The sequence below is a fragment of the Curtobacterium sp. 1544 genome (assembly GCF_040544915.1).
In the GTDB taxonomy this organism is placed as follows: domain Bacteria; phylum Actinomycetota; class Actinomycetes; order Actinomycetales; family Microbacteriaceae; genus Curtobacterium; species Curtobacterium pusillum_C.
In genome coordinates this window covers 49,295-60,940 of sequence record NZ_JBEPKX010000023.1, presented here as the reverse complement: position 1 = coordinate 60,940, position 11,646 = coordinate 49,295, and the positions used below count along the sequence as shown (strand labels likewise).

At 72.8% G+C, this 11,646-nt stretch carries 6 protein-coding genes and 1 tRNA gene; all 7 read left to right on the top strand.

The window, feature by feature from the left end:
- The first annotated feature begins 152 nt into the window (after window positions 1–152).
- The 7 genes from gltX (at window position 153) to ABIC61_RS13365 (ending at window position 11,640) form a co-directional block, all read left to right on the top strand.
- A complete protein-coding gene (gene gltX / locus ABIC61_RS13395) occupies window positions 153–1,640 on the top strand; it encodes a glutamate--tRNA ligase (RefSeq protein WP_354030294.1) in 1,488 nt (495 codons plus the stop codon).
- 1 nt (window position 1,641) lies between these two features.
- A complete protein-coding gene (locus ABIC61_RS13390; RefSeq protein ID WP_354030293.1) occupies window positions 1,642–2,586 on the top strand; it encodes an NAD(P)/FAD-dependent oxidoreductase in 945 nt (314 codons plus the stop codon).
- Window positions 2,587–2,630: 44 nt separating this feature from the next.
- Window positions 2,631–2,702: transfer RNA gene (locus ABIC61_RS13385), tRNA-Gln, on the top strand.
- A gap of 255 nt (window positions 2,703–2,957) precedes the next feature.
- Window positions 2,958–5,777: an AMP-binding protein gene (locus ABIC61_RS13380; RefSeq protein ID WP_354030292.1), complete on the top strand. Its 2,820-nt coding sequence runs from the start codon at window positions 2,958–2,960 to the stop codon at window positions 5,775–5,777.
- A gap of 372 nt (window positions 5,778–6,149) precedes the next feature.
- Complete coding sequence (locus ABIC61_RS13375; RefSeq protein WP_354030291.1) at window positions 6,150–7,061, top strand: glycosyltransferase family 2 protein; 912 nt, start codon at window positions 6,150–6,152, stop codon at window positions 7,059–7,061.
- Window positions 7,058–8,020, top strand: coding sequence for a glycosyltransferase family 2 protein (locus ABIC61_RS13370; RefSeq protein WP_354030290.1), 963 nt, complete (start codon window positions 7,058–7,060; stop codon window positions 8,018–8,020). The genes ABIC61_RS13375 and ABIC61_RS13370 overlap by 4 nt, the downstream gene beginning before the upstream one ends.
- Complete coding sequence (locus ABIC61_RS13365) at window positions 8,017–11,640, top strand: glycosyltransferase (protein WP_354030289.1); 3,624 nt, start codon at window positions 8,017–8,019, stop codon at window positions 11,638–11,640. The genes ABIC61_RS13370 and ABIC61_RS13365 overlap by 4 nt, the downstream gene beginning before the upstream one ends.
- Window positions 11,641–11,646: the final 6 nt, after the last annotated feature.

The window sequence follows — 11,646 nt, the reverse complement described above, 5'->3', positions numbered from 1 at the left end:
AGGGGGACCTTGTGGGAGAGTAGGACGCCGCCGGACTTAATTTGGTAACACCAGGGAACCCCTGACCAGTACTGGTCAGGGGTTTTCTGCGTTCCAGGGGGTGTCCACAGGCCTCGTGGCGGTCGGTGCCGGGCCGGTAGGATCGACGAGTCATGACTGCGCCATTCACCACTGCCTCCGGCTCCGACGTCCGTGTCCGCTTCTGCCCGAGCCCGACGGGCACGCCGCACGTCGGACTCATCCGCACCGCCCTGTTCAACTGGGCGTACGCGCGGCACACGGGCGGCAAGCTCGTCTTCCGGATCGAGGACACCGACGCCGCTCGTGACAGCGAGGAGTCGTACGAGCAGATCCTCGATGCGCTGCGCTGGCTGCGGCTCGACTGGGACGAAGGGGTCGAGGTCGGCGGTCCGCACGGCCCGTACCGGCAGTCGGAGCGTTCCGGCGTCTACGAGGACGTCATCGCGAAGCTCAAGGCCTCCGGTCACGTGTACGAGTCCTTCGTCACGCCGGAGGAGATGGAGGCCCGCAACAAGGCCGCTGGGCGCGACCCCAAGCAGGGTTACGACAACCACGAGCGTGATCTGACCGAGGCCGAGCGTCAGGCCTTCCGCGACCAGGGCCGTGAGCCGACGCTGCGACTGCGGGTGCCGGATCGCGACCTCAGCTTCCAGGACCTCGTCCGCGGCGAGATCACCTTCAAGCAGGGCACGTTCCCCGACTTCGTGGTGGTCCGGCCGAACGGCAAGCCGCTGTACACGTTCACGAACCCGGTCGACGACGCGCTCATGGGCGTGACGCACGTCCTGCGTGGCGAGGACATCCTGTCGTCGACCCCGCGTCAGATCGCGTTGTACGAGGCGCTGTACGAGATCGGCCTCGCGGCGTTCATCCCCGTCTTCGGACACCTGCCCTACGTGATGGGGGAGGGCAACAAGAAGCTCTCGAAGCGCGACCCGGAGTCGAACCTGTTCCACCACCGGGCGGCGGGCATGGTCCCCGAGGGCCTGGTGAACTACCTGGCTCTGCTCGGGTGGTCGATCGGCGCCGACCGCGACGTCTTCACGATCGACGAGATGGTCGCGGCGTTCGACGTCGCCGACGTCAACCCGAACCCCGCGCGTTTCGACCACAAGAAGGCCGAGGCGATCAACGGTGATCACATCCGTCTGCTCGACGGCGACGACTTCCGTGGCCGACTCCTGCCGTACCTGACCGAGTTCGTGTCGGACCCGGCGACTCCGGAGCAGCTCGAGGTCCTGACGAGGGCCGCGCCGCTGGTGCAGGAGCGGATGCAGCTCCTCGGCGAGGCTCCGGGCCTGCTCGGGTTCCTGTTCACCGCCGACGACGACCTGGTGATCGAGGACGACGCGCTCGGAACCCTCAAGCCGGACGCCGGCGACGTCCTGCGTGCGAGCATCGCCGCGCTCGAGCCGCTCGACGAATGGACGACCGAGTCGATCGAGGGTGCGCTCCGTGCATCGCTCATCGACGGGCTGGGACTGAAGCCGCGGCTGGCGTTCGGACCGCTGCGCGTCGCCGTGTCCGGCCGTCGCATCAGCCCGCCGCTGTTCGAGTCGATGGAGATCCTCGGCAAGGACTCCACCGTGACGCGGCTTCGTCGCCTCGCGGACCGCTGACGTGACCGCGCCGGACCGGATCGCGGTCGACGTCGTCGTCATCGGTGCCGGCCCGGCGGGTCTCAGCGCTGCGCTGAACCTCGTCCGCGCCCGGCGGACCGTGCTGCTCGTCGACGCGAACCGCCCGAGGAACGCGGCGACGCTGCGTTCGCACGGGTTCCTCACGCGCGACGGGGTCTCGCCGCTCGAGCTCCGGAAGCTCGGTCGCCTCGAGGTCGAGGGCTACGCCGAAGCGACGGTGGTGCAGGCCGTCGTCGACCGGGTCGAACCGGACGGCGACGGATGGTCCGTGCACGGGTCCTGGCGGGGCGCCGAGGTCGAGGCCTCGGCACGCGCGGTCGTCATCGCCACCGGGTTGCGAGAGGAGTTCCCGGCGCTGCCGATGCTCCGCGCGTTCTACGGCACGGCCGTGCACAGCTGCGTCGAGTGTGACGCGTACGAGAAGGCCGGCGAGCCGTTGGCGTTCATCTGCGAGACCGACGACGTCGTCGATCGCGCTCTGCTCATCGCGGCGTGGGCGGACGACCTCGTGGTCTACACGAACGGTGTGGCACCCCTGGACGACGCCGGCCGTGCACGCCTGGTCGCGGCGGGCGTGCGCGTCGACGAGCGGCCCGTGGCGGACCTCGAGGGGGACCGGTCCGGGATGACCGGCGTCCGACTGGCAGACGGGCACGTGGAGCCCCGCACGGGCGGGTTCGTCCGACCGCGGTGGCACGCCGACCTCGACTGGCTGGCCGCCGAGCTGGATCGCGACGCCGAGGGCCTGGTCGTCGTCGACCGCTCCGGCCGCACGAGCGTCCCCGGGGTCTACGCGGTGGGGGACGTCACGCCTCCCGGCCCCGAGCAGCTCATCGTCGCGGCCGGCCACGGCGCGGTGACGGCGGCTGCGGTGCACCGTGACCTCGTGGGTGGTCTCACGGACCTCCGGGATGCTGTACAGTAGTTGATCGTGCCCCGGGCAACCGGGACCGAAGGCCTTCGGGCCTTTGGGGTATGGTGTAATTGGCAACACAGCGGTTTCTGGTACCGTCGTTCTTGGTTCGAGTCCAGGTACCCCAGCACTCGTCGAACAAGCCCCCGGGATCTCCCGGGGGCTTGTTCCGTTTCCGGCCCGAGCTGCCGAGCGACACGCCGGCCTGCAGCAGGAGACACGCCCGAGCGGAGCGAGCGACGTGGCGGTGCTCCGTTGCGGCGAACCGCAGGATGCCCGCACCCGGCGCGATCACACTCGCACGCCCACGACACGCGGAACTACCGTCCAAGGACCGCCGCGACACCGTGGCGGGCCGCTGACGAGCACTCGGGGGGTCTCCTGTGACCGCTGCAGAACCGCTGACCACGAACCACCACTGGGACCACACCGCCGTCGTGCCGGTGGCGGACGACCACGCCGTCCTGGACCGGTGGGACCGCGTCGTCGCGGCGCACGGCGACGAACCGGCCCTCGCCGGCGAAGGGCGCGCGCTGACCTACGCGCAGACGGACCGGCTGGTGTCGGGCCTCGCGGGAGCACTGACCGCGACCCTCCGCCCGGACGGTCGGACCGGCGCCGGGGTCGGACCGGTCGCCGGGGGAGCGTCCGAGCCGATCGGGATCATGGCCGGCCAGACCACCGAGGCTGTCGTCGGCGTGCTCGCGCTGATCCGTGCCGGGCGCACCGTGGTGGTGCTCGACGACCACCTGCCGCCCGCTCGCCTCGCGCACGTCGTGCGGCTCGCGGGCGTCGACGAGGTCCTGGCCGACGTCGACCGTGCGGACGCCGCGGAATCGGTGGTCGCCGAGACCGGCGGACGCGTCCACGACCTCACGAGCCTGCTCGAGCGGTCGGTGCAGACGCAGACGGCAACAGCACCGGCAACAGCACCGGCAGCGGACGCCGCGCCGGCCGGTGAGACCGAGCGCCCCGGCGGCACCGACCCGCTCGTGCTCATCTTCACCTCCGGGTCCACCGGCCTGCCGAAGGGCGTCGCCGTCACGCACCGGCAGACGCTCGAGAACGCCGAGCACGACGCGATCGCCCTCGGTCTCCGCCCGGGGGACCGGGTCGGCCTCGTGCTGCCGCTGTCGTTCGCGGCCGGGTTCTCGTACACGTTCAACACGCTGCTGAACGGCGGGACCGTCGTGCTGCTCGACCCGCGCGACCTCGGGATCGAGCGGCTCCTGCAGCGGCTCGACGCCGAGGGCGTGAACGGCCTGGCGGCGACCCCGCACCTGGTCCGCTCGATCGTGCGGGCGCAGCCCGACGTGCCGGACCGACGGGTCCTCGGCGCGTTGCGCTTCGTCGTGACCGTGGGAGAACCCGTCACCGGGACCGACATCGCCGCGGCCCGGCCACACCTCGGACCGTCGACGACGTTCTGGAACGGGTTCGGGTCGAGCGAGATGGGCTGCGTGGCGTACTGCCCCGTCGGCCCGGACGACGCCCTGCCCGCCGGGGTCGTCCCCGCCGGGTGGCCCCTGCCGGGCAAGCGCGTCCGGGTCATCCGCGAGGACGGGACACCAGCCGCACCGGGGGAGAGCGGTGAACTCGTCGTGCTGTCCCACGGCATGACCACCGGGTACTGGGGTGCACCGGCCCTCACCGCCGAGCACCTGACACGAGCCGAGCCCGCACCCGAAGACGACGACGTACCCGACGACGGATCTGCAACGGCCGACCAGCGCACGGACGCGATGCCCGCCTGGCGGCAGGGCGACCTCGCCCGCATCGACCCCGACGGCCGCCTCGTGCTGCTCGGCCGCGCCGACGACGCCGTGAAGGTGCGCGGCTACCTCGTCGAGCCGAGCGAGATCGAGGCGGCGCTCCGTGCCCTGCCCGAGGTCTACGACGCCGCGGTCACCGCCCTCGTGGCGCCGCCCGCGGTGACACGCCTGGTCGCCTACGTCGTCGGCCGCCCGGGACGCCGGACCCCGGCGCCGGCGGCGATCCGCCGCGGGCTCCGCGACCGCCTGCCCGAGTACATGGTGCCCGCCTCCATCGTCCCGATGACGGAGCTGCCGCGGACCGAGCGCGGCAAGGTCGACCGCGCGGCGCTCCCCGGGGCACCGAGCATCGAGGCCGAGATGACCGAGGACGAGTACGACCAGTGGGAGCTCGTCGTCGGGCAGATCTGGGCGGAGGTCCTCGGGCTGCACGGCGTGCACCTCGACGAGGACTTCTCCGCGCTCGGCGGCGACTCGCTCACCGCCGAGGAGATGCTCGCGATCGTGCACCAGCGGCTCGGCGTCGACCTGCGCGGCTCCGACGTCCTCGAACACCCCACCCTGCGGGCCTTCGCGCGACGGGTCCGCGTCGGCACCGCGGCGCTGCCGAGCCACCCCGACGTCGTGAAGGTCTCCGAGGCCCGCGCCTCGGGCAACCCCGCGGTGTTCTGCTTCGCCGGCGCCGGAGCGCTCGCCCTGACCTTCCTGCCGCTGTCGCGCTACCTGCCCGAGTACGACGTGTACGCGTTCCAGCAGCACGCCCTCGAGCGTCGCGGCCTCCCGGACTGGTCCGTCACCCGCAGCGCCCGCCGGTACCTCGCGCTCATGCGGATCGTGCAGCCGCGCGGCCCGTACCTGCTGGTCGGTCACTCGCTCGGCGGCCTCATCGCGCTGGAGATCGCACGGCTCCTCACCGAGGGCGGCGAGCGGGTCCAGCACGTCGTCCTGCTGGACACCTACCTGCCGCGGAGCCGCGCCGAGCAGGCGCGCCTCGACTTCGGGAGGATGCGGCCCCAGCAGCCGTCGAACGCGACGGTGCGCGTGGTCCGCAACGGGTTGGACCGCCTCGCGCGCCGCGTCCTGCCGGCCGGGGTGCCCTACGGCGAGAAGGCCGCGAAGCGGTTCCGCGCGTACACCGCCGGTGTGCTCCGCTTCGGCGGGCAGAAGGACTTCGACGCGTTCTTCGACCAGGCCGCGGTCTCCAGCCGACGGCACCGTCCGACGCCGTTCACCGGGCCGTCCACCTACGTGGAGGCGGACGCGAACCCGGACGCCGAGGGGTGGGGCGGGCTGCTGCAGGGCGACAACCGGACGGTCCGCATCGCCAGCGAGCACACGTCGCTGCTGCGCGAGCCGCACGTCGCGGAGCTCGCGCCGGTGGTGCGCGACGCGCTCGCAGCGGAGGGCGCGGCCCAGGACGCGGCCGGCTGACGCAGGGCGGGTCGCGCAGCGCGACCAGGTGACGGCCGGGAGGCACGGTGCGGGCCCGCACCGTGCCTCCCGGCCGTCCTGCTGCCGCAGTCCGGAACCCGCAGTCCAGAAGCCGACGCCCGCTCGCGTTGCGGCTTTCCGTATCCGCACTCGGGGGGCCGCAAGGGACCGCAGACCGCATTGACCGCCACCCCGCCCACGGCGAGGGTTGGACCGCGGGGTGAGACGTACCCACTCAGCCCGCACCCGGTGGCGTCGTACCCGCGCCCCGCCGGCACCCGCGACGCTCGTACCCGCGTCGTCGCAGACCGCACCGCGGCCTCGCCGGACCTCCGAGCGACCCGAATGCACCCTGAACCCGACAGGAGCACCATGTCCGCCACCACCGCCCGACCGAAGGACCCGAGGGTCTCCGTCGTCATCCCGGCCCGCAACGAGGCCCGCAACCTCGAGATCATCCTGCCGAAGCTCCCGCCCGTGTACGAGGTCATCCTCGTCGACGGCAACTCGGTCGACGACACGATCGCGACGGCGCAGCGCCTCATGCCCGACGTGCGCGTCGTGCACCAGACCCGCAAGGGCAAGGGCAACGCGCTCGCCTGCGGGTTCGAGGCCGTGACGGGTGACGTGGTCGTCATGTTCGACGCCGACTGCTCGGCCGACCCGGACGAGATCCCGCGCTTCGTGCAGGCGCTCGTGGACGGTGCCGACGTGGCGAAGGGCACCCGGTACTCGCACGGTGGCGGGAGCGACGACATCACCCTGCTCCGCAACGTCGGGAACCGCGGACTGAACATCCTCTGCAACGTCATCCTCGGCACCCGCTACAGCGACCTCTGCTACGGCTACAACGCCTTCTGGGCCGACGTCCTGCCGAAGGTCGGGCTGCTGTCGTCGACCCTGCCGCGTCCGACCGACGGCTCGATGCTCTGGGGCGACGGGTTCGAGATCGAGACGGTGCTGACGTGCCGGTGGTCGGCCGCCGAACTGGCGATCACCGAGGTCGGGAGCCACGAGAAGCTGCGGGTGCACGGGACGAGCAACCTCAACGCGGTCACCGACGGCATCCGCGTCCTGAAGTCGATCATGCACGAGCGTCGCCGCGCCGCCGAGGGTCGGGCCCGTGCCCGGGTCGCGACGCTGTCCGGGGGAGCCGCGCTGTCCGGTGGCGCCGCGCTGTCCGGCGGTGCCGTGCTCGGCTCCGTCGCTGCGGTACCGACCTCGCCGGACGTCACGCCCGTCGTCCCCGCCACGGTCTCCGCACTCGAGGGGGACGCCGCGTGACGACCGTCGTCGTCGTCATCTGCGCGTACACGCAGCAGCGATGGGGTGACCTGCAGGACAGCGTCGAGTCGGCCAAACGCCAGCCGGAGGCCCCCGAGGTCGTCGTCGTGATCGACCACGAGCCGGAGCTGTTCGCCCGCGCCGTGGCCCGCTGGCCGGAGCTGCGCGTCGTCGAGAACACCGAGGACCGCGGACTCTCCGGCGCCCGGAACACCGGCGTCGCGCTCACCGAGGCCGACGTCGTCGCGTTCCTCGACGACGACGCCACCGCCGACGAGGACTGGCTCGGCCACATGCTCGCCGCGCTCGAGGACCCGGACGTCGTCGGTGTCGGCGGCCGTGCCACCCCCTCGTGGCCGGACGCCACCGGCGCCGGCCCGTACACCGACGAGCTCCTCTGGATCGTCGGCTGCAGCTACCGCGGACTCCCCGAGACCGCCGGCGACGTCCGCAACGTGATCGGGTCGAGCATGGCGTTCCGCCGCGAGGCGATCCTGCTCGCCGGCGGCTTCCGGTCCGGCATCGGCCGGGTCGGCAACCAGCCCCTCGGCTGCGAGGAGACGGAGATGTGCATCCGGATCGCCCAGGCGCGTCCGGGCGCCCGCATCCGGCACGAACCGCGGTCGAACGTGTCGCACCGGGTCTCCCCGGACCGCGTCACGATGCGGTACCTCCGCCGTCGCAGCTACTACGAGGGCATCTCCAAGGCCGTGCTGAGCCGCCGCGTCGGCACCGGCGACTCGCTGTCCAGCGAACAGACGTACCTCACGAAGGTCCTGCCTGGCGCGCTCCTCCGCGAACTGCGCGCCGTCGGCCGCGGTGGCGCACCCCGTGCCGTCGCCATCGTCGTGTCGGTCGTGTCGACCGTCACCGGGTACGCCGTCGGACGCCTGCTCGGCAGCGTCGTCGTCACCGCGCCCGCGGCCCGGGCCGCACGCGCACCGGTGGTGACACGGTGACCCGCGCGACCCTGGCGATGGTCGTCTCGCCGATCGTCACAGGACCGCTCGCCCCCACGTGGGACGGCGCCCTGTGGGTCGGCGAGGTCGACCGGGCCGACGTGCACGCGTCGAGCCACCGGGACGTCATCGCGCTCGCCGGGGCCGAGGGGTACCGGCGAGCCCGCCTCCTCGTGCGCGACCACGGTGAACCGCTCGGCTTCGTCGAGGCCGACGTCACCGAACGGCGCCGCATCGGGCCGACGATCGACGTCCGCGCCCTCCAGCGCGCGATCCGGCCGATGCCGGCACCCGAACGACGGCCGGCAGCAGGTCAGGACCTGCCGTCCGTCTCCGTGGTGCTCTGTACGGACGGCGCCGCCGGGGACACCATGCGGTCCGTCCTCGCCAACGGCTACCCGCTCTTCGACGTCGTCGTGGTCTCCCACGGTGCCGACGGCGACGACCCCACGAGGATCGTGATCGGCGGACGCCGCGTCACGACGATCGCCGCACCGGCCGGCGGACTCGCGGCCGCACGGAACGCCGGACTCCTCGCCGCCTCGGGCGACGTCGTCGCGTTCGTCGACGAGGGCGCCGTCGTCGACGCGGGCTGGATCGACGCCCTCGCGGCGGCGTTCGCGACCGCTCCCGACATCGCCTGCGTCACCGGTCTGGTGCCGACCGCCGAGCTACGCACGCCCGCCCAGCGCTGGCGTGACGACCGCACCGCCGCCGCACGGACCGTCCGACGCCGGGTGCACCGGCTCGACGACACCGAGCCCGCGGCACCGGGCTTGCCCCGACACCCGTTCGCCGCCGCCGAGTACGGCACCGGCGCGAACCTCGCCGTGCACCGGGCCACCGCCCTGCGCATCGGCGGCTTCGACACCGCCTTCGGACCCGGCACCCGGGTCGGCGGCGGCGACGACCTCGACCTCTTCACACGACTGCTCGTCGCCGGATCCGCGATCGCCGTCGAACCGGCCGCGATCGCGTGGCAGCGGACGGCGGACGACGTCGCGTCGCTCCGCAGTGCCGCGGCAGCGCACGGCCACGGACTCGGAGCCTGGATGACCAAGAACGCCCTCGACCACGAGACGCTCAGCGCCTCGGTCGACGCCCTCCCCGACGCCCTCAGCGCGTTCGCACGCCTCGGACTCGAGCAGGGTGACCGCGCCGCCGACGTGTCGGACGGGGGTGCCGGGGCCGCCGCGGGTGGGACTCCTGCGGGTGGGCCTGCTGCTGGCGGCCCGTCGGCGATCGACGAGGTCGACGCCGTCGACGCCGAGTTCGCCGCCACCGCGCGGAAGCTGCGCGGTGTCGAGCGACGTTCCGTGGCCACGGCGCCGTTCCTCGCGCTCCGGGAACGCCTCGGCGGAGCCGGGACGATCGACCGGACCGCCCGTGGGCGTCACGAGCTCCAACGCGGCCTCGGTACCGCCGGTCCCGCGCGGCCCGGCGTGCGCGGTGCGATGACCCCAGCGGCACGACTCACCGCCGCCGCGCTCCCGGTGCTCGCCCTCGTCGTCGCGGCCGTCGGTGCCGTCTCCGGGCTGCCGGTCCTGCGGGGGAGCGCGATCGGGGTCTTCCTCTTCGCGCTGCTCGGCGTCGCGCCGCTCCTGCTCGTCCGCCCGATGCCCCTCGCGCGGTTCACGGTCTTCGCCGTCACGGGCTCGTTCGTCGGCACGATCGGCATCGGGTACACGATGGCGACGTTCCACGTCTGGGCGCCCGTCGTGCCGTTCGTCGCCGTCGTCGTGCTCACCGCCGTCGCCGTCGCGATCGCCGTGCCCCGTGACCTCGCCGAGCTGCGGCTGGACCGGCTCGCGCAGGCGGCTGCGGGTGGCCCGTCCGGCGGTCCTCGCCGGTCGTGGGACACGACGGCCTCCGTCACGGTGGCGTCGCTCGTCGGGCTCGTCGTCGTGGTCGTCGCCGCGCTGACGCACATCGGTGACCCGGTTCCCGCGGGGCTCTTCGGTTCGCTCGGACCGGGCCTGGTCATCGGGCTCGCGATCATCGTCGCCGCTGCCGTCGTCGCCCTCGTGCGCGGTCGTGGGCTCGCGGTGCCGGTCGTCGTCCTCGGCGGCGTCGTGCAACTCGCCCAGGCGATCACCTACGGCGTTCCGACGGTCGCCGCCGCCGCCCGGCACATCGGTGTCCTCGAGTACATCCGGCAGTTCGGCGGGACCAACCCGGCGGCCGACATCTTCCAGACGTGGTCGGGCCTGTTCGCCGCCGGGGCGTGGGTCGCGGACGTCGGCGGGATCGCCAACGCGATGCTCATCGCCGCATGGGTGCCGGTCCTGCTGGCCTTCAGCACGACGATCGCGGTCGGCGTGCTCGCCGCGCACTGGCTGCCCGGTGCCCGTCGCCCGTGGATCGCCGCGTTCCTCACCGCGATGACCGGGTCGCTCAACACGACCTACTTCTCGCCGCAGTCGACCGGCATCCTGCTCTCGATCGTGATCCTCGTGCTCGCCACCGGTCCGCTCCGCGACACCGCCGCGAGCAGCACCGAGGCGACGGTGCCGGCGAAGCCCCGCGCCCGCCGGGTCGGGCTCTCCCGGATCATCGCGATCACCGTCATCGGCGTCGTGCTCGTCGTGACGCACCAGATCTCGCCGTACCTGACGGTCGCAGCACTCGTCGCGCTCATCGTGTTCCGGATGCTCCGTCCCTGGTGGCTGCCGGTCGTCATCCTCGTGCCCGCAGTTGCGTTCGCCGCGATGAACGGCGACATCCTCGGCCGGTTCCTGTCGTTGGCCGCGGTCGGACGGGTCCTCGACAACGTCCAGCCGCCGTCGCACGACATGACCGTCCTGCCGAAGCCGCTCGTCACCCGGCTGGCGTTCGACATCCCGGCCGCCGCGCTCGTCGTCCTCGGGCTCGCCGCGCTGCTGACCGTGCTGATCCGGCGCGATCGCGTGCACTGGGCGCTCCTGGCCGCCGCCGCGAGTCCGATCTCGCTGCTCGTCGCCACGAACTACGGACAGGAGGGCATCTTCCGTGTCGTGCTGTTCGCGACCCCGTGGATCGCGATCCTCGCCGCCGCGCTCCCGATGCCGTCCGGCAGGCTGGCCCCCGTCGGCGCGTTCGTCCGGCGGGTGACACGCCCGACCGCCGGGCGGTTCGCGGTGGCCGGGTTCGGCGTCGCGGCACTCGTCGCCGTCGGTGCCTTCGGGCAGACGGCGCTCGACTGGAACCGCGTCGTGACCCGCAGCCAGTCCGAGGCGACGCAGCTCTACGACCGCACCGCGCCGAAGGGGTCCGTCATGCTCCTCACCGGTTCGGCGAACGCGGTGCCGAGCAACACCGGAGCACGGTACTTCGACGTCGGGTACCTCTCCCGCGAGGCCCTCGGTCCCTACCCCGACCCGGCCGGCACCTACGACGCGACATCCGACGTGTCCGACCTCACCCGCGAGCTCGTGGAGAACTGGACCGCGACGAAGTACTACGCCCTCGTCGCCGAGCCGTTCGGCGCCTACGACGAGCGCTACGGGTACCAGAGCGACGCCGACTACCAGCAGCTCGCGGCCGCGATGGCCTCGTCGCCGTACTGGCACCGCATCTGGTCGTCGGGCACGACGGCGATGTACGAGCTGACCCAGGAAGGGTTGCGCCATGCGACCGAATGACCCCAC

Bases quoted from the DNA above. Each gene is read 5' to 3' on its own strand.
- gltX (WP_354030294.1), top strand. From the start codon at position 153: ATGACTGCGCCATTCACCACTGCCTCCGGCTCCGACGTCCGTGTCCGC.
- ABIC61_RS13375 (WP_354030291.1), top strand. From the start codon at position 6,150: ATGTCCGCCACCACCGCCCGACCGAAGGACCCGAGGGTCTCCGTCGTC.